We start from the raw sequence: 18,744 nt of genomic DNA on the forward strand, positions 1-18,744 counted from the left end.
TTTACTTTTTAGGCAGGGTATTCCCTTCTTCCAATGCTTTCTTTTCGGCGGCTGCCTTTTCGGCTGCCCTTTTCCCCGCTTTACCTTTTCCGATAGGCAGTCCAGCCGTTACATAAAGCGAACGATTGTATTGGGTTGGGCTGTCATCCCCTTTTAGAAGCGGTACCAATCCATAATAATACTGCAAACCAACATTCATACCGTACTTGGTTTTTATTCGATACCCAGCGCCAATTAACAAACCGGCATCGACAACATGAATCTTGTCACGTATATTGTTTTTATACTCGACATCCTCCCCATTATAATTTTGACGGAACAAATCATTAGCCGTGGACAAAAGCCCCAATTGCGTACCTGCCTTTACATAAATGTTATTGTCAAACTTATATTTAATCATCAAAGGAACATTAAAATAGTTTATATTTCTTTTGACAGAACCTTCAGCAAATACAGCATCTAATTTCTCATCATTCAACGAATAAACCGCAATGTCTTTGGCACCCATAGTCGATTTTACAATTACTCCCGTGTTGAACATCCAGGAAGGGTTCTTTAGATTAAAATCGAAATAAAAACCCAAATTGAAATCCCTCCTATAATCCGAATCCAAATTCGAAATACTCGAAAAATTCATACCTCCTTCCAAACCAAATTCAATATTCGGAGAATTCAATTTGTCTCCAAAAATCAAGGACATTATTACTTGTGATTGGACAGCTTGAAAACTAAAAAAAAATGCAATGAAGAATACAACTTTTTTCATGTGTTGATATTAATTAATTTTCTGGAATCACAACTCTTTCTTTTTTCACTAAATCATTATACTACAACCCAAAACGATATTGAAGGCTGGTCATAAACTGAGTACGGGATGCGAGAAAACCACATTCGGCACGCAACATAAAATGTCTATTAAACTGATATTGGGACCCTAAAACAAAGTTCCACATATCTTTTGGCGCTTTTTCAAGAGAATATTGTACCGTAGAAGTTCCAGCAGTACTTAATGCACCATCAATACCATTCAAAAGGTTTCCGGCTGTGTCTAATGCTCTATTAGCTGTTTCGTATTTTGCTTTATTAGATGGTTTGGCCTGATCCGTATTGGATAACCCACTCCACCAATTATCCACTTGGGCTTGTTTTTCATTTACTGTAGCCAAGCCCTGATCCACTTTGGCTTGTGCTCCTTCAAGTGGTAATACATCTGACAAAGCCAATGAACCATTTGTTCCACTTTTTAGATGCACTCTAAATCCCCCCGCCCAAAATGCAATATTGCTTTCCGGTTTATTAAGTTTAAAAGTTTTTCCCAATCTTGGACCAAAAACAAAACTAAGTGCCGGTTTATCAAGAGCACTAATATCAGTCCATGCAACGTTCATATCAAGAGCAAGCCAACCACCACCAATTCCAATAGTAGGAGTCATACCCAGTCCGAATGTCGTACCTTCAAATTCAGCTTTTGACCTAAATGAAGTTACTTGCGACCAATCGTTGTTGGCATCTGGAACCCAAACCCCTGCATCAATACTAGTGGACATTCTTGTTTTTCCAAAAATTCCATACACATTCAAAAATGGGAATAACCAAATATCTGGTCTAACATTGACTGCATATCCAGATGCAACTGCGCTATTAAAACGTATAATTTGATCCAGATTGTACATCGGTCCATTATTGAACCCAACTTCCAAATTCTTTATGGTTAAATCTGATTCTTGCCAAAAATAATTCACCGAAAGACCTGCTGAATATGGTAATTGATAGCCTTTTTGTGTTGCTTTTTCTCCCCATATAGGCAAAGCATATGGATACTCCTCTACTTTAAGACTATCTAGGAGCGCTGCATTTTTTTTACCCACTACTTTATTAGTATATACTTGAGAAAAACCTATAGCACTTACTAATAAAAAAAGAAATACTAAAAATTTATTATTTTTCATTTTTAAAATTTAAATTACCTATACACTTAAAAATTCATAAGGTAAAGTTAAAAAAATAATTGGTCAAACCTCCATAGACCCTGTTTTTAATTAATTCCTAAGCTTAAAGCTGGAAAAAAAATCTAACAAACTACTTCTATATCTTTGAAATGCTTTATAAAAAAAGAGGCAACAAACACCTGTTTTAAAAAAATAATCTTCTTTTTCAGCACTTCACAATTTAAACTAATTGTTAATCAACCAGAATATTCTTTTAGCGAATAAAGCCATCATGAAAAAGATAACACTTCATTAGGCGTAGCTTCAAAAAACAAACGGCATATAATTAATATGAAAGAAGACTCGAAAAGTTATTTGTAGAGAAATAACTTAGATTCCATCAGAAATTAAAACAAGTCGACTTATACGAATTGAGAATTAATTCATAAAAACTAAGTATTTTAAATCAAAATCCCTTTTATAGTGTTTTAAATTTCAGTAAATTTAACACTGACAATCAACATGTTAATACATCTATTTAGATTTTCAAAAGAGGATAAATTTTAATTAAACTGAATCTATGTATGATAAATTCTTAGATGAAAAAGAGAATCAATTTGATTGAGCCTTATTCAAAAGGGAGTAAAATTGTATTATTTGGTTATATGAAAAAAAATGATGAATTCGACCATGCATTAGCGCATTTGTCAGTTTTGTATGCAGATCAAAATGATATTGATTATGTAAAAATGCAGGATATAATTTAAGAAGGTCGTCTGCCTATTGCAACTGATGTCTAAAATGACAATCAATACCTATTTTAAGAATTTACAAACAATTATTATTAACTCAAAATTTAATAAGATGAACATTAAAGAAAGAACATTAGATATAATTCCTATGCTGTTTTTGGGATTATTTTTTAGCTGTGGCCCAACCGTAACTGTTACTCAAGATTATGATCGTGCGGTTAATTTTAGCGAATTCAAAACTTTTGCAACTTTCGATTTAAATGCACAGAAAGGGCAGGTAAACCAATTAAACGTTGATCGGGTTACAAAAGCAATTATCGCAGAAATGACTGCTAAAGGTTTTAAAGAAACAAGCGATAATCCCGATTTAAAAGTAAATGCAGTAGCGATTTTAAAAAACAAAACTCAGGTTACTGCCAATTCTAATTACTATGGTTATGGCGGTATGTATCGCCCCTACGGATATTGGGGTGGAGGTGCAATGATGGGAGGCTCAACAACATTTAACACCTATAATTATGTTGATGGCTCCTTGGTAATTGATATTGTATCCACAAAAACCGACAAACTAGTTTGGCAGGGTATTGGTAATGCAGAAATTGACAACAAACCAGACAATCCTGAAGAATTTATTAATAGTTCCGTAAAAAGCATTATGGCAGGTTTCCCTCCCGGAGCAGCTAAAAAATAAATCTAATACTTTATTTCTAAAATTATACCATATGGATATAACCCTTGAATGATTTATTCAAAACGATAAATTAAATCAACTGTTTCCAAAACTATTTTAAACAAAAAAATGCCTGACACAAGTCAGGCATTTTCATTTAAAAAACTGAATTGTCTTAGTCTGCTAAAACAATTACTTTATTATCTTTTAACTCAAGAGTACCAGAGGCAATCTCTAAAGTATAATTTTGATCATTTATTTTGGTAAATAAACTTGCAGTTTCTTCGTTTAAATCAAAACTTGGAGCAGTAATATTAACCGTTCCTTTTTGCAACAATGAAACTATTGGCGCGTGGTTATTCAACATTTGAAAACGACCGTCTACTCCTGGAACAGAAATAGAAGTAATTTCTCCTGAAAATAATTTCGCTTCTGGTGATACTATTTCTAAAATCATAATTATTTAGTTAATAGTTGATGGCTGATGGTTGGTGGTTGTTTCTAACAACTGACAACTAACAACTAGCAACCAATTACGCTTCTGCCAACATTTTTTCTCCAGCCTCGATAGCTTCTTCAATAGTACCTTTAAGGTTGAAAGCTGATTCTGGCAAGTGATCTAATTCACCATCAATAATCATGTTAAATCCTTTGATAGTATCTTTGATATCAACTAATACACCTTTTAATCCTGTAAATTGCTCAGCAACGTGGAAAGGTTGAGACAAGAAACGTTGTACACGTCTAGCTCTTGAAACCGCTAATTTATCTTCTTCTGAAAGTTCTTCCATACCTAGAATTGCGATAATATCTTGCAATTGTTTGTATTTTTGAAGAATTTCTTTTACTCTTTGTGCACAGTCATAATGCTCGTTACCGATAATGTGAGGTGCCAAAATTCTTGAAGTAGAATCCAATGGATCCACCGCAGGATAGATACCTAACTCAGCAATTTTACGAGACAATACAGTAGTAGCATCAAGGTGAGCAAACGTTGTTGCTGGCGCCGGGTCAGTTAAATCATCCGCAGGAACGTAAACCGCTTGTACAGATGTAATAGAACCTTTGTTTGTAGATGTAATACGTTCTTGCATCGCACCCATTTCAGTTGCCAATGTTGGTTGGTAACCTACCGCAGAAGGCATACGTCCTAAAAGAGCCGAAACCTCAGAACCTGCTTGTGTAAAACGGAAGATATTATCAACGAAGAACAATACGTCTTTTCCTTGATCAGTACCTGCTCCATCACGGAAATATTCAGCGATAGACAATCCAGAAAGTGCCACACGAGCACGAGCTCCTGGAGGCTCATTCATTTGTCCAAAAACGAAAGTAGCTTTAGACTCTCTCATTCCTGGTAAATCTACTTTAGATAAATCCCATCCTCCATTTTCCATAGAGTGCATGAATTCCTCACCGTATTTTATAATTCCTGACTCCAACATCTCACGAAGTAAGTCATTTCCTTCACGCGTTCTTTCTCCTACTCCTGCGAATACAGAAAGTCCACCGTGACCTTTTGCAATATTGTTAATCAACTCCTGAATCAATACTGTCTTACCTACTCCAGCACCACCAAACAATCCAATTTTACCCCCTTTTGAATAAGGCTCAATCAAATCGATTACTTTAATACCTGTAAATAAAACTTCAGAAGATGTAGATAAATCTTCGAATTTTGGTGCTTGCTTGTGAATTGGAGTTCCGTTTTCACCTGTTTTAGGCAAAGCAGGCAAACCGTCAATAGCATCACCAATTACATTAAACAAACGACCGTAAACATCGGCTCCGATAGGCATTTTGATAGGATTTCCTGTTCCAACTACTTCATAACCTCTGCTCAAACCGTCTGTTGAATCCATCGAAATGGTACGAACAGTGTTTTCACCGATGTGAGATTGTACTTCTAGAACTAATAATGTTCCGTCTTTTTTTGTGATTTCTAATGAATCATAAATTTTTGGAAGTTCAACATCTTTTCCGTTGAAAACTACATCGACTACTGGTCCAATGATTTGGGCAACTTTTCCTATTACTTTTGACATTACTTATGTGTTTATTAAATAGCTATTTAGGTTTATGAAATACAGCCCATCGAATTTCATCGAATGGATACTTTTTTCAGAGTGCAAAGATAATTTTTTAAAATATAAAATCAATATTTTTTTTTATAAAAAAAGCTAAATTTTTATCGAATTGATTATTAAGCAGTTTCAAACTATCAAAACACTTCTTTCTCAGCCAAAAAATAAAAAAACCACCACGTCATAAACGGGTGGTTTTAGCATCAATTAAAAATTGAATTACTGTATTGTCAAAGGAAACAAAGTTTGATATTCAGCCAAATTTACCGTTCTTAAAGTTGCTTCATATTTCTTATTTATCGCATTAATAAAAAGATTGGCAATATAAGCATACCCCCTAGGAGTTGGATGAACCCCGTCTAACGAAAAAGCCCCACCTGTTATGTAGGAGGCAGTCATTTGAAAATTCCCAAAACTAACACCAGTAGTAGACAACTGTGCCATTGCCGATTTAGCATCTACAAATGCCAGTCCTTTTGCTTCAGCTGCACTTTTAATAATAGTATTATAAGCTATTACCGCAGCTTCCATTTCTGAAATTTCAGATGGAATTAACACATGCTTATCTTGCAATGGATAAGAAATTCCATATTTATTTAATGGAGAAGGTGCCCCTGCTGCAGTTGCTCCTATTACACTACTAGTAGACAATAATATTAAATCTGTTGAAGTATCCCCTTTTTTAGTTTGTCTCACTCTTCCAAAAGTTACACCATAAAAACCTGCCGTAGGAGCTCCCAAAACTGGTGTCAAAGCAGCAGCTATTTGCTGACTATAATCCGTTAAGGTTTCATCTACAATCAATACCGGATTATTTGCAGTAGTAGACAACAACTCAATCCTATCACCAGCTCCCAAAGCTGTTAAAACTTGTTTTAATGGCCCTAAAAGCTGTGTATTCAAAGCATTAATAGTTGCTACATCACCAGCACTAATTACAGGCAACTTCTCGCTTTCATCACCGTCAACAAAGTATGCCGATGGACTAACTGGTTTTACAGAAACAACACTAAAATTTGGCAATGTAGTTATAAAAGGCAAGTTTGCGACAACCCCTTTTCTACCATCCGCAGATAATTGGTTAACTAAATCATTATATGCAGTTTCAAAAGTTCCAGTTGGTGTAATAGGATTTGTTCCATCACCACCACTTAAAGCATAACCCAAAACATCATTACCACCAATCCATAAAGAAAAGAAAGTTGGCTTTTGAACTAAAGCATCAGCTACAACAGATGACCCGGCTGAAGAAGAAAATCTAGAAAAGTATGGACTTGTTGCTCCTGTTGCAAATCCAGCTGGATTACCATTACCATAAACAGTAGATAATAAATCAAAACTTTTCGCACCCGGCACTCCTAAATTATTAAACGGCCCCGCCAAATGGGTTCTCACTTCAGTCACTGGAACTCCAGGCACGTTTTTAATATCTGGCCTGCCATTTGGAAAAAAACCAAAAATGCATTTCCTAGTCTCAGCAATTGGCGTACCGTTAAACAAAAGCCCCCCTAGATTGTCATCTCCACAAAAAGGAACATTAAAAGCTCCACCACCAGCCTGAGTAAATTGTTGCGCCAAAATTGAAGGATAAGATGTTTCCTGACCTTTTTTAAATAATGCACCATCACTATAACCAGCTGCAAAGGAATCCCCTAATGCAACATATTTAGTAAAGACAGCCGACCCTGGCGTAACAGGAACTTCTGCAGGTGTTGCCGAATCATCATCGTTATTATTACATGCTACAAAGCTTAAAGAAACCAATAGTAGCCATTTGAAATTTTTTATCATACTCACTGTATTTTTAAGTTTTTGTCTTGTCTTTTTAATTAAGGATTAATTGTCAATGAAGCAAACCATTGTTGACCAATAGCTCCCGAACCGATCACTTGAATATAATCCTTACCGCCTATATTGGTAGCACCCAATTTCAGAATAGACTTTAATTTTGGTATACTATAATTTATTTGCGCATCAAAAACAGTTGTTTCTTCAATCATTCCATCAGCAAATGAAGATTCCCATAAATATTCTGTATTCCATCTTACATTAGCATTGAATCCAAAATTCTTGAACAATTTAGCATTTCCTATCGAACCTTTCACTTTATGTTTTGGGGTATTAAATCCAGTAACAAATCCAGGATCTTCAGATTGATCAAAATCAAGTTGCGCATAATTATAATTCACCCCTACTTCAAAATCTTTATATACTTTTTTAGACAGACCAACCCCAAAACCAAGAGAAGAAACATCTGCATCTGTATTTGTATACACTTGGTACACTCTTCTGTCTCCATATTTTAGAGCCGCTAATGTCATTGCTGTTTCAGGTTTTGTAAAATCTGTTCCTACTTTACCATAATAAGGCCCAACCACTCTAGCTGTATTCAAGAAATTATTATAGATATTATAATATCCATTTACATCAATGGAGAAATCATTATTGATAACTGTACGATATCCCACTTCAAAAGCATGAACCTCTTCAGGCTTCACTAAATTCACATTAGCTACTCGCAATTTTGCTACAGCAGCAGTTACATCTGCTGGATTTTCAGCAATTGCATCTCCAAAATCCTTAACAGAAGTTAAAGTATAAGCATTGTGATAAGCATTTTGACCATTCATTGTAACCGTTGGATCAACACCTGGCAATGCTTGGCCCGAAGCACTTACATTAAAAGTTTCTGAATAACGATCTAAATTTTCAGGCGCTGAACCGATTAAAGCATATGGCCCTAAATCCAAACCGATGTATTGATCTTGCGTAGTTGGATTTCTAAAACCCGTTTGGTAAGACGCTCTAAAATTGTGTGTTTTATTAGCTCCCGCAGAATAAACAAATGAAATTCTTGGAGAAACTTTTCCGTCAAAATTCTGGCTTTTGTCATAACGTATGGAAGCAACCAACTTTAAACGATCTTCCATAAACAACTTAGATCCTTGTGCATAAGCTCCAAATTCATTATAACGAATAGGACCATCATAATCAGTAAAAATAGTCCCCTCAGAATTCATTTCGTATTGACGTGCAGAACCACCAACTTGGATTTCCGCAAATTCAATCATGTCTTTAAAATTATAATTTGCATCTGAATGATAAATTTTTGAATGATCAATAAATTTTGCTCCTTGCGTAAAATCTGGATTACTCACAATAGATGCTAATGCACTATTATATTCTGGTGTACCAGCAGCAAATCTAACACCTCTTGGATCAAGAACACCATTCGTAACATTACTGTTTGGCGTCAATCCCAAACCTGGCGAAAGGTTATTATCAGCAAAGTTTCTTGCGTAATTTGCAGCTTCATTTGCATTAAGACCTAATACTGCTGATGACAACTGAAAAGATTTACCATAATCCGTAAACCAGTTTATATCAGACTTAGCTGCTCTATTTACATTCAATCCAGCAAAACGCATATCATAAGAATTTCCAGCATCTTCAGCAGAACGGTAGGCTCTTACAAAAAAGTTTTTCCCTTTAGCCTCTAATTTAATTTGACTCATAAAGAAATCATCCAACGCATATCTGTTTGCTCCTTGATATATTGTACTCCCCAATCCTAATTTGTACTGAAGAATAATCTCGGTATCATTTTCCCAAGGTTTAAAATTTAAAGAGAAGTCAGCTTTAACACTATGCACTTTATTATCTGTTAGATCTTGCTCACGATACCCAGTTCTACTCACTTGCCCAACATTTGTTATAAAAGTACTAGCCTCATCCCCATACAAATTCAGTCCATCATAGTTTTGATTTCCATCATGCCCAATTGAACCACCTGTCATACTTCTTTGATCATTAGCAATCCACTCTGTAGCTTTCATATAATTGAAATTAGCCTTAACCGCAAAATGCTTGTTAAAAGCAGTAGCAGCTCTTATTCCCATATCAAAATAATCATTTGTTCCAGCTGCATCTTGAGAAGTCTGTCCGTATTTCACATAAGCACTAATACCTTGATAAACAAAAGGACTCTTACTATTCATAAACAAAATACCATTAAATGCATTTGCTCCATATAATGCTGAAGATGCCCCAGGCAAAAGCTCCACACTAGCTACATCTAAATCTGAAAGACCAATTAAGTTACCCAAAACAAAGTTCAATGCAGGTGATGAATTATCCATACCATCTACCAACTGCATAAAACGAGTATTACCAACAGAAGCAAACCCTCTAGTATTAATTGTTTTAAATGAGATACTACTAGTATTGAATTGCACTTCTTTTAAATTTTCCAAACCATCATAAAATGTTGGAGCGGTGGTACTTTTCACTTGCGCAATCCCCATTCTCTCAATCGTAACAGGAGATTGGAGTACTCTTTCTGGTGCTCTGGAAGCAGAAACCACAATCTCATTTAATTTCGTTTCTTCTGAATTTAGCTGCACCCTAATTTTTTGAGATACTGTTTCTACACTTACACTGGAAGAAGAATGCCCAACTGCAGTAACATCAATAGAAAAAGGAGGTGTTTGTTTAGTACTCAAAACAAAAGAACCGTCATAATCCGAAGTAGTCCCTTCATTTGAACCAGCTACTTTAATACTAGCTCCAGGAATGGGTTGACTATTTTCATCAGTAACAACACCTTTGATAGAATTTTGCGCAAAAGATATGCTACAAAAGAATAATGTTAAAAAAAGCAAATACAATCTCATATGGTAAAATTTTGTTGGTTAGTGGCGCCAAATTACACATATTTTTTAATTATCAATAATAAAATTAAAAATACTTATTATTATTATTAACAAAACAGTTCAATATATAACAATTCAATATTTTTGCATATTGCATAATTAATAATAAAATAATGAGTTATTCTCAAAATATATTATGCATACATAACAATTTAGTATTTCTATTAAATTTATCACAAAATTTACAACGTTTTCGTAAAAAGTATAAACCAAAAAAAAGCGAGAAATAAATCTCGCTTTTTTTAAAATTATATGGCAGTTCTTTATTCAACCGTAACTGATTTTGCTAAATTTCGTGGTTGATCAACATTACAACCTCTCATAACAGCAATGTGATAAGACAAAAGCTGCAATGGTATAGTAGTTATCAGTGGCGATAATGCATCTGAAGTTTCTGGTATCTCAATTACATAATCTGCCAATTCACGAACTTGAGTATCCCCTTTTGTTACTACAGCTATGATTTTTCCACTTCTAGACTTTATTTCTTGAATGTTACTTACAATTTTATCATAATGGCCTTGTTTCGGTGCAATAACAATAACCGGCATCAACTCATCAATTAATGCAATTGGCCCGTGTTTCATTTCAGCAGCGGGATATCCTTCAGCATGGATATATGATATTTCTTTTAGCTTTAAAGCTCCTTCAAGTGCAACTGGGAAGTTATATCCACGACCTAAGTATAAACAATTTGGTGCGTCTTTAAACACAGCCGCAATTTCCTTAGATTTATCATTAGTTTCTAATGCTTCCTTAACTTTTTCAGGAATGATTTCCAATTCTTGCAAATAAGTATGAAAATCAGACTGTGTTAAAGTACCCTTAGCTTTAGCTAAACGTAATGCTATCATTGTCAACACCGTAATTTGAGTTGTAAATGCTTTTGTCGAAGCAACACCAATTTCAGGCCCAGCATGTGTATAAGCACCTGCATGAGTTTCTCTCGAAATAGAGGAACCTACTACATTACAAACTCCAAAAACAAATGCACCGTGTTCTTTAGCTAATTTTATAGCCGCCATAGTATCGGCAGTTTCACCCGATTGCGAAATAGCAATTACAACATCTTTACTGTTTATAATAGGATTTCTGTATCTAAATTCAGAAGCATATTCAACTTCCACAGGGATTCTAGCAAATTCTTCAATAACATATTCAGCAACCAAACCAGCATGCCAAGATGTACCACAAGCTACTATTATAATACGGTCTGCATTTAAAAATTTCTCAAGGTTGTCTTCAACACCTGCCATCTGAATAATTCCTTCATTGGCATGTAATCTTCCTCTGTAAGTATCTTTAATCACACTTGGTTGCTCGTAGATTTCTTTTAACATAAAATGATCGTAACCTCCCTTTTCAATTTGCTCCAAATTCATCTGAAGCTCTTGTATATAAGGATCAACGATAGAATCGTCTTTAATTTTACGAACTTTCATAGCTCTATGCAACCTAATATTAGCCATTTCTCCATCCTCAAGATACACTGCATTCGAAGTATACTCAATAAATGGTGAAGCGTCTGAAGCAATGAAATATTCACCTTCACCAATACCAATTGCCAACGGACTTCCTAATCTTGCTGCAACAATTTCATTTGGATTTTTTTTATCAAACACAGCAATAGCATAAGCACCAACAACTTGATTTAATGCTACTTGTACTGCTTTACCTAATTTTAATTTTTCCTTTTTCTGTACTTCTTCAATAAGATTTATCAAAACCTCAGAATCCGTATCCGAAATAAAAGTATACCCTCTCTTTATTAATTCAACTTTTAAAGGGGCATAATTCTCTATGATTCCATTGTGAATAATCACCAAATCACCTGAGTTAGAAACATGAGGATGAGAATTAACATCATTTGGCACACCATGAGTAGCCCAACGTGTATGCCCAATCCCTATAGTCCCATTTGTAGTTATTTCATTTTGTGCTTTAGCTTCAAGGTCTGAAACCTTACCTTTTGTTTTAGATAATTTTACAGCTTCACCATCATACAACATCACACCAGCACTATCATAACCGCGATATTCTAGCCTTTTTAGTCCCTTTATAACTATAGGATAAGCCTCTCTATAGCCAATATATCCAACAATTCCACACATAGTTTCTCTTAATTAGGTTTTGTATAATAAATTTCGAATTTCAATCTTTTTGCATAATTTGCATTATCAGATGGAATATTATTCCCAAAAACAATGGCTCCTAATGGATTCATAACTGAAGCAAGTGGCGCATATAATGGTATACCCGTTTTATCCTTTAACGCATAAAAAGCTGATTTATTAACATCTTCAGTAACAACCAATCCTAATTTAACATTGTCATACTCTGTAGAATTAACAAGGTTTCTGACATGGCCTGTAATTCTAAATTTATAAAAATAAGCACCATCCTTGTCTTTGCCTAATATTCCACCAAAAACATATTTATTATATTTAGTATTAGAACTAACAACTGTAGATTCATTATAATCAACCAAAACTTTATTATTTGTATAATCATACAAATATAATCTTTGCGGAATATAACTTGCTCCCATCTCAGCTGAATTTAAATAAAATATCAAATCAGCCTCATTGATAAGATATTTATTTTTTCTGATTTCATCCAATTCATCAGGCACATCATTTGGCCCATTTGTATCTTTATCTCCATGCTCATCTGGCCCAAATAATTCCAAAACTGACAACGAACCTTCGCCTCCTTTAAGATATAAATTAGTATCAGCAGCCTCATCAACAATAGTAGCATTAGCATATTTGACATTCGTATTACTTTGATTCAATAAACTAGCCGTATTCCCCGACAAATTCAAGACTAACGTTTTTTCTACATCTTTTGAATCAACAGTCTCTGTATATGTTATTGTTATTTTTCCTGCTTTAAAATTAAGCATTGCCATATTTCCTTGGGTCCCATCAATCGCTTCTATATTAAAAAACAAGCCTCTAAAATAATTTTTAAACGTAGTATTATCAGCCAATGATCCATCTGGAGCTTTCAATATTTTATCCAAGAAAAAATTATTATTCAAGTTCAGCTCCATTCGAGGAGGTGATTTTGTTGTAACCGGATTAGTACCAGTAGTAGTCACGGAATGTTCAGCAGCATCAAAGAAGAACTCAATATTTTCAGCCTTATTAGTGCTATCATTCAAAAGTTGCGGTTTTTTTTGAGCAAAAAATTCAGAATATTGATCGGTATAAAATTTTTGTGGCTGAGTAAGTTGTTCAAGAGGATCCAAATCGGCCATAAAATAATTAGACTCATACACACTAAGTTTCATTTTGGCATTTAGTGGACTACCGTAAATAGAATCTAAAACATAAGTACTACTTCCATCCGTCTTCACAACAGTTTTAGTTTTGTCATAAAAATAAGGAATAGTCAATACTGCGCTCTTAATTTTGACAGTTACCTTATCAATCGTAGGGTTTACAGTTGCTAAAGTTACTTGTGTAACAAAATTTGCAGTGGTGGTTCCAAATGAGGGGTTATTGTATATTCCTAGTTGATTTACCTCAAGATTATTTGATTGAATTGGTCCTAGTTTTTGATTATATGCTTTTACACTAAAGGTATCTTTTTTAATATCAAAAGAATTTTCACCTATAAGATCTTCACCAACAACATTAAATTCTTTATCACAGGAATTAAAAAGAACAACAAATAAAAGGAAAGGAATTGTTTTAAAAAAAGAATTTTTAAGCATATTAATTCGTAAAAGATTGATTTATAACAACATATTTTTATAGAATTCGGTATAAGCTACCGAAAATTCTTCTTTATGTTTCAAAGGTAAAAAAGGTTTGTTGGAAGATTCTATAAATTTTGTTAAACTTGGAGAGAGTCCATCCGAAGCAATAATTACAGCATCAGAATTACGAACAGTAGTTTTTATAATATTTTCATAATTTGGCACTTCCAATTCAGAAATTGCTTCATCTGGAATACCGTCAAATCTAACTTTATTGATCATTTCAACATCCAACGTTCCATCAAAAGACTGACTGTAAACCGAGGTAACAATCTTAGTATCTGAAAATAATGCTTCATTTTTATAAAAATGCTTCATGTAAACAGGCAACATGGCAGCCATCCAACCGTGTACGTGAATAATATCAGGCACCCAATTTAATTTCTTTACTGTCTCTACAACTCCTTTGGCAAAAAAGATAGCACGCTCGTCATTATCTGGGTACATCACCCCTTCTTCATCAGCAAAAGTTGCTTTCCTTTTAAAATATTCTTCATTGTCGATAAAATAAACTTGTATTCTTTCTTTCGGAATAGAAGCTACTTTAATAATAAGAGGCATATCCAAATCATTCACCACCAAATTCATTCCAGACAACCGAATCACTTCATGCAATTGGTGTCTTCTCTCGTTAATATTTCCATACCTTGGCATAAAAATTCTAATTTGCCCTCCTTGATCATTAATCATTTTTGGTACGTCATAAGACATTAATGAAACCTCATTTTCAGCGAGATAAGGCACAACTTCAGATGATACGTATAATATCCTCTTATCTTTCATAGTATAAATTGATTAATTATTGGCAATAAAAACCACGCAAAATTACAAAAATTTATGCAGTTATGGACTAAAATATTAAGTTTGCACCTAATTTAAACAAAACTGCCATGCAAATTTTCTATGGAAAAGCGGCTTTAATAGACTATTTAGCCACATTAAAGACTACAAATTCTTCAATTGGATTTGTTCCAACAATGGGCGCTTTGCATAAAGGCCACCAGTCGTTAATGCTTAAATCCACTAAGGAAAATGAAATAACTGTTGTTAGTATTTTTGTAAATCCTACTCAATTTAACAATCCGGAAGACTTGGAAAAATATCCTCGCACTTTGGATGCTGATATACTAAAAATCTCCGACATCGATTCAAACATTATCGTTTTTGCCCCAACGGTTGATGATATGTATGAAGGAAAAACCTTATCGCAATCTTTTGATTTTGATGGATTGGAAAATAAAATGGAAGGAAAGTTTAGACCAGGCCATTTTGATGGTGTGGGAACCATCGTAAAACGACTTTTTGAAATCGTAAAACCAACCAGAGCTTATTTTGGCGAAAAAGATTTCCAGCAAGTGCAAATAGTCAAAAAAATGGTTCAAAAAAACCGCTTAGATGTAGCGATTATTGTCTGTCCTATTTACAGAGAAATCAACAACTTAGCTATGAGTTCTCGAAATGAACGCTTAACTTTGTACGAAAGAGAAGAAGCTGGAATTATCTATAAAATACTAAACGAAGCTAAGGCAAAATTCTCAAATAATAGCGCTGAAAAAACTACCCAATGGGTTAAAAATGAATTTGAAAAAAACAAAACATTTACTTTAGAATACTTTGAAATTGCAGATGAAGCAACACTTACCACATGCAAACGAAAAAGTAAAAACAAAAAATATCGAGCATTCATAGCGGTATTTGTCAACAACATCCGATTAATAGATACCATTTCATTAAATTAAAAATACCATGCACATTCAAGTTGTTAAATCAAAAATTCACCGAGTAAGAGTCACAGGAGCCGACTTAAATTATATCGGAAGTATCACTATAGACGAAGCATTATTAGAAGCAGCAAACATAATAGAAGGCGAAAAAGTGTCCATTGTTAACATAAATAATGGAGAACGATTTGATACCTACGCCATCGTTGGCGAAAAAAATTCTGGGATAATTACTTTAAATGGTCCTGCTGCACGTAAAGTACAAAAAGACGATATTATCATCATCATTTCATATGCAACTCTAGAATTTGAAGAAGCAAAAACGTTTAAGCCCTGGATTGTTTTTCCAAATGAAAAAGACAATTCATTGACATAGCAGTTTATCCATTTCTCCTTTGTCAATACATTAAATAATTGTTTATATTGCTAATCTATTTTATCATAAACAACCAACCCCTTATCATATGAAACATTTATTTGTAGTATTACTGGCCATTTTTTCTATTTCTTGTTTCTCACAAATAAAAACCATCAATTTTGACTCTGGAAAACTTCAAGAAAAAAGACAACTTTATGTTTCTTTACCAGCTTCTTACGAAAAAAATCCAACAAAAAGATACCCACTATTAATTTTAATGGATGGCGATTATTTACTAAATCCCTTTTTGGGAACTTTAATTTATGGATCTCATTGGGATGATTTACCTGAAGTAATTATTGTAGGAATAAGCCAAGGTCAAAACAACCAAAGGGCAATTGATTGTGGTTTGGACGAAGTAACAGGAATGCCTGATGGGAAAAGTGTAGATTTCTTTGATTTTATATCTCTGGAGCTTATTCCTTTTATACAACAGGACTATAGAACGACCAATTTCAAAATCATTGCGGGACATGATATAACAGCTGCTTTTTCAAATTTCTTTTTATACAAGGACAATTCGCTGTTTAATGCTTATATCTCTTTAAGCCCCGAATTGCCTGTAAATATGGAAAATGATTTACCAGATTTATTAGCATCTATCAAACAACCCATTTTTTATTATCTATCAACAGCAGATGGAGATGATAAAAAAACGCAAGAAAAAATTAAAATCTTTGATTCCAAAACCCAAGCCATTAAGAATCCTAATTTGAACTACAAGTTTGAAAACTTTAATGATGCCTCCCATTTTTCTCTGGTCTTACATTCTATCCCAACAGCTTTATATCAAATTTTTGCTGCAGCTCAACCTATTTCAGTTCTAGAATACAACACCAAAATAGTGACTCTCAAAGAGGGCTATGTTGATTATTTAAAAAGCAAGTATGATATAATTGAAAATTCCTTTGGAATAAAAAACCCTATTCGAATTACTGACTTCAAAGCTATAGAAGCAGCCATTATAGAAAACAAAGATTATAATGAATTAGACGCATTGGCGATTCTTGCCGATAAAAACTACCCAAAAAGCATGTTGGGAGATTATCTGTTGGCAACTATGTTTGAAAGAAAAGGCGATAATCCTAGAGCTGTACGCTATTACATGTCAGGATTCAATAAAGAAGAAATTGCAGACCTAACAAAAGATATGATGTTTGCCAAAGCCGAAGAATTGAAAAAAACCTTTGCAAAAAAACCAAAAATTAAAGGAAAAGTAGGCCAAGATGTTGAAGCAAAACAAGAAGTAATTGAAGAAGCACCAGCAACTGATACCCCAACAGACACTCCTGTTTCAGAAGAAAAAAAACAATAATAATGGCCAAAGTTAAGACGACTTTTTTTTGCCAGAATTGTGGTGCACAATATGCCAAATGGCAAGGACAGTGCAATTCCTGTAAAGAATGGAACACTATTGCTGAGGAAATTATACAAAAACAGGAAAAAGTTGCTTGGAAAAGTGAATCAACTACCACCAGTAAAGCACCAAAACCTTTACGAATCAATGAAATTGACAGCACCGAAGAAATCCGATTGGATACCACCGACGGAGAACTCAATAGAGTACTTGGTGGCGGAATCGTACCTGGGTCTCTCATCCTTTTAGGTGGTGAACCTGGAATTGGAAAGAGTACCCTTTTATTGCAAATTTCTTTAAAATTACCTTACAAAACTTTATACGTATCTGGAGAGGAAAGTCAGAAGCAAATCAAAATGCGTGCAGAACGCATTACTCCAAACGGAGACAATTGCTTTATCCTTACCGAAACCAAAACCCAGAATATCTTTAAACAAATTGAAGCCATTCAGCCCGAAATTGTCATAATCGATTCAATTCAGACTTTGCATACCGATTATATAGAATCGACCGCAGGAAGTATATCCCAAATTAGGGAAACTACTGCTGAATTAATCAAATTTGCCAAAGAAACCAATATTCCAGTAATTTTAATTGGGCATATTACCAAAGACGGAACTATTGCAGGTCCCAAAATTTTAGAACACATGGTCGATACGGTACTTCAATTTGAAGGCGATCGTAATCATGTCTACCGTATTTTGAGATCGTTAAAAAACCGTTTCGGATCAACTGCCGAAATTGGAATTTACGAAATGCTTGGAAGTGGATTGCGAGAAGTATCCAATCCATCTGAGATATTAATTTCACACAAGGATGAAGAATTATCAGGAACTGCCATCGCTACTACGCTTGAAGGTATGCGCCCTTTGATGATCGAGATACAATCGTTGGTAAGTACCGCAGTTTACGGAACTCCACAAAGAAGTACCACAGGTTACAACGCCAAAAGACTGAATATGATTTTAGCCGTTTTGGAAAAAAGAGCTGGTTTTAGGCTTGGCGCCAAAGATGTTTTCCTCAATGTAACCGGAGGAATATCAGTAGACGATCCCGCCATAGATTTAGCTGTTGTGGCCGCCATTTTATCGTCTAATGAAGACATTCCAGTAAATAAAGATTTTTGTTTTGCTGGCGAAGTCGGACTTTCAGGTGAAATTCGTCCTGTGAACCGAGTGGATCAACGCATTCAAGAAGCCGAAAAATTGGGATTTTCGACTATTTTTGTATCTAAATACAATAAAATCGCCTTAAAAAACACTGGAATAAAAATCCAATTGGTAGCCAAAATTGAAGATGTTGCCAGCCAATTGTTTGGATAAAACATTATTTAAAA

General features: G+C 34.4%; 15 protein-coding genes. 6 read left to right on the plus strand and 9 right to left on the minus strand.

The features are described 5' to 3' along the window. Position 1: 1 nt before the first annotated feature. Positions 2–766 (minus strand): porin family protein, encoded by a 765-nt coding sequence (locus tag AC1DY0_RS09160; RefSeq protein WP_477188302.1) that lies wholly within the window; start codon positions 764–766, stop codon positions 2–4. Between the two features lie 61 nt (positions 767–827). Next, the gene (locus AC1DY0_RS09165) at positions 828–1,949 is read right to left on the minus strand and encodes a hypothetical protein (RefSeq protein WP_477188303.1); all 1,122 of its coding nucleotides are present in this window, start codon (positions 1,947–1,949) and stop codon (positions 828–830) included. Positions 1,950–2,527: 578 nt separating this feature from the next. Here AC1DY0_RS09165 and AC1DY0_RS09170 point away from each other — a divergent pair. Next, entirely contained in the window at positions 2,528–2,695 is a 168-nt protein-coding gene (locus tag AC1DY0_RS09170) for a hypothetical protein (protein ID WP_477188304.1), read from the plus strand. Between the two features lie 97 nt (positions 2,696–2,792). Beyond that, on the plus strand, positions 2,793–3,371 hold the full coding sequence (locus AC1DY0_RS09175; protein WP_477188305.1) for a DUF4136 domain-containing protein: 579 nt from the start codon (positions 2,793–2,795) through the stop codon (positions 3,369–3,371). 154 nt (positions 3,372–3,525) lie between these two features. On the opposite strand, the gene AC1DY0_RS09180 is transcribed toward AC1DY0_RS09175, so the two are convergent. The 7 genes from AC1DY0_RS09180 to AC1DY0_RS09210 all read right to left on the minus strand — a co-directional run bounded on the left by AC1DY0_RS09180 (position 3,526) and on the right by AC1DY0_RS09210 (position 14,695). Next, positions 3,526–3,807 carry a F0F1 ATP synthase subunit delta/epsilon gene (locus AC1DY0_RS09180; protein ID WP_326402525.1) on the minus strand — a complete coding sequence of 94 codons (282 nt, stop codon included), beginning with the start codon at positions 3,805–3,807 and terminating at the stop codon, positions 3,526–3,528. Positions 3,808–3,883: 76 nt separating this feature from the next. Continuing rightward, positions 3,884–5,395, minus strand: coding sequence for a F0F1 ATP synthase subunit beta (gene atpD / locus AC1DY0_RS09185; protein WP_477188306.1), 1,512 nt, complete (start codon positions 5,393–5,395; stop codon positions 3,884–3,886). Between the two features lie 258 nt (positions 5,396–5,653). Further along, positions 5,654–7,225, minus strand: a complete 1,572-nt coding sequence (locus AC1DY0_RS09190) for an SGNH/GDSL hydrolase family protein (protein WP_477188307.1) — start codon at positions 7,223–7,225, stop codon at positions 5,654–5,656. Positions 7,226–7,263: 38 nt separating this feature from the next. Beyond that, positions 7,264–10,107: a carboxypeptidase-like regulatory domain-containing protein gene (locus AC1DY0_RS09195; RefSeq protein ID WP_477188308.1), complete on the minus strand. Its 2,844-nt coding sequence runs from the start codon at positions 10,105–10,107 to the stop codon at positions 7,264–7,266. Between the two features lie 302 nt (positions 10,108–10,409). Next, positions 10,410–12,257, minus strand: coding sequence for a glutamine--fructose-6-phosphate transaminase (isomerizing) (gene glmS, locus AC1DY0_RS09200; RefSeq protein ID WP_477188309.1), 1,848 nt, complete (start codon positions 12,255–12,257; stop codon positions 10,410–10,412). Between the two features lie 8 nt (positions 12,258–12,265). After that, the gene (locus tag AC1DY0_RS09205) at positions 12,266–13,867 is read right to left on the minus strand and encodes a DUF4270 domain-containing protein (RefSeq protein ID WP_477188310.1); all 1,602 of its coding nucleotides are present in this window, start codon (positions 13,865–13,867) and stop codon (positions 12,266–12,268) included. Between the two features lie 21 nt (positions 13,868–13,888). Continuing rightward, positions 13,889–14,695: a glycogen/starch synthase gene (locus AC1DY0_RS09210; protein WP_477188311.1), complete on the minus strand. Its 807-nt coding sequence runs from the start codon at positions 14,693–14,695 to the stop codon at positions 13,889–13,891. 107 nt (positions 14,696–14,802) lie between these two features. Here AC1DY0_RS09210 and panC point away from each other — a divergent pair, with 107 nt between their 5' ends. The 4 genes from panC to radA all read left to right on the plus strand — a co-directional run bounded on the left by panC (position 14,803) and on the right by radA (position 18,730). After that, positions 14,803–15,651, plus strand: coding sequence for a pantoate--beta-alanine ligase (panC, locus tag AC1DY0_RS09215; RefSeq protein WP_477188312.1), 849 nt, complete (start codon positions 14,803–14,805; stop codon positions 15,649–15,651). Between the two features lie 7 nt (positions 15,652–15,658). Next, the gene (gene panD / locus AC1DY0_RS09220) at positions 15,659–16,009 is read left to right on the plus strand and encodes an aspartate 1-decarboxylase (protein ID WP_077378752.1); all 351 of its coding nucleotides are present in this window, start codon (positions 15,659–15,661) and stop codon (positions 16,007–16,009) included. An 88-nt stretch (positions 16,010–16,097) separates the two neighbouring features. Continuing rightward, entirely contained in the window at positions 16,098–17,366 is a 1,269-nt protein-coding gene (locus tag AC1DY0_RS09225) for an alpha/beta hydrolase (protein ID WP_477188313.1), read from the plus strand. Positions 17,367–17,368: 2 nt separating this feature from the next. Beyond that, positions 17,369–18,730, plus strand: a complete 1,362-nt coding sequence (radA, locus tag AC1DY0_RS09230) for a DNA repair protein RadA (RefSeq protein ID WP_477188314.1) — start codon at positions 17,369–17,371, stop codon at positions 18,728–18,730. Positions 18,731–18,744 lie beyond the last annotated feature (14 nt).

It is taken from the genome of Flavobacterium sp. P1_E4 (assembly GCF_056405915.1).

Excerpts from the sequence above, each read along its gene's own strand:
- AC1DY0_RS09210 (WP_477188311.1), bottom strand. The coding sequence starts at position 14,695 with ATGAAAGATAAGAGGATATTATACGTATCATCTGAAGTTGTGCCTTAT.
- panD (WP_077378752.1), top strand. The coding sequence starts at position 15,659 with ATGCACATTCAAGTTGTTAAATCAAAAATTCACCGAGTAAGAGTCACA.
- glmS (WP_477188309.1), bottom strand. The coding sequence starts at position 12,257 with ATGTGTGGAATTGTTGGATATATTGGCTATAGAGAGGCTTATCCTATA.
- AC1DY0_RS09175 (WP_477188305.1), top strand. The coding sequence starts at position 2,793 with ATGAACATTAAAGAAAGAACATTAGATATAATTCCTATGCTGTTTTTG.
- panC (WP_477188312.1), top strand. The coding sequence starts at position 14,803 with ATGCAAATTTTCTATGGAAAAGCGGCTTTAATAGACTATTTAGCCACA.
- AC1DY0_RS09195 (WP_477188308.1), bottom strand. The coding sequence starts at position 10,107 with ATGAGATTGTATTTGCTTTTTTTAACATTATTCTTTTGTAGCATATCT.
- atpD (WP_477188306.1), bottom strand. The coding sequence starts at position 5,395 with ATGTCAAAAGTAATAGGAAAAGTTGCCCAAATCATTGGACCAGTAGTC.
- AC1DY0_RS09170 (WP_477188304.1), top strand. The coding sequence starts at position 2,528 with ATGAAAAAGAGAATCAATTTGATTGAGCCTTATTCAAAAGGGAGTAAA.
- AC1DY0_RS09160 (WP_477188302.1), bottom strand. The coding sequence starts at position 766 with ATGAAAAAAGTTGTATTCTTCATTGCATTTTTTTTTAGTTTTCAAGCT.
- AC1DY0_RS09165 (WP_477188303.1), bottom strand. The coding sequence starts at position 1,949 with ATGAAAAATAATAAATTTTTAGTATTTCTTTTTTTATTAGTAAGTGCT.
- AC1DY0_RS09190 (WP_477188307.1), bottom strand. The coding sequence starts at position 7,225 with ATGATAAAAAATTTCAAATGGCTACTATTGGTTTCTTTAAGCTTTGTA.
- AC1DY0_RS09225 (WP_477188313.1), top strand. The coding sequence starts at position 16,098 with ATGAAACATTTATTTGTAGTATTACTGGCCATTTTTTCTATTTCTTGT.
- AC1DY0_RS09205 (WP_477188310.1), bottom strand. The coding sequence starts at position 13,867 with ATGCTTAAAAATTCTTTTTTTAAAACAATTCCTTTCCTTTTATTTGTT.
- radA (WP_477188314.1), top strand. The coding sequence starts at position 17,369 with ATGGCCAAAGTTAAGACGACTTTTTTTTGCCAGAATTGTGGTGCACAA.
- AC1DY0_RS09180 (WP_326402525.1), bottom strand. The coding sequence starts at position 3,807 with ATGATTTTAGAAATAGTATCACCAGAAGCGAAATTATTTTCAGGAGAA.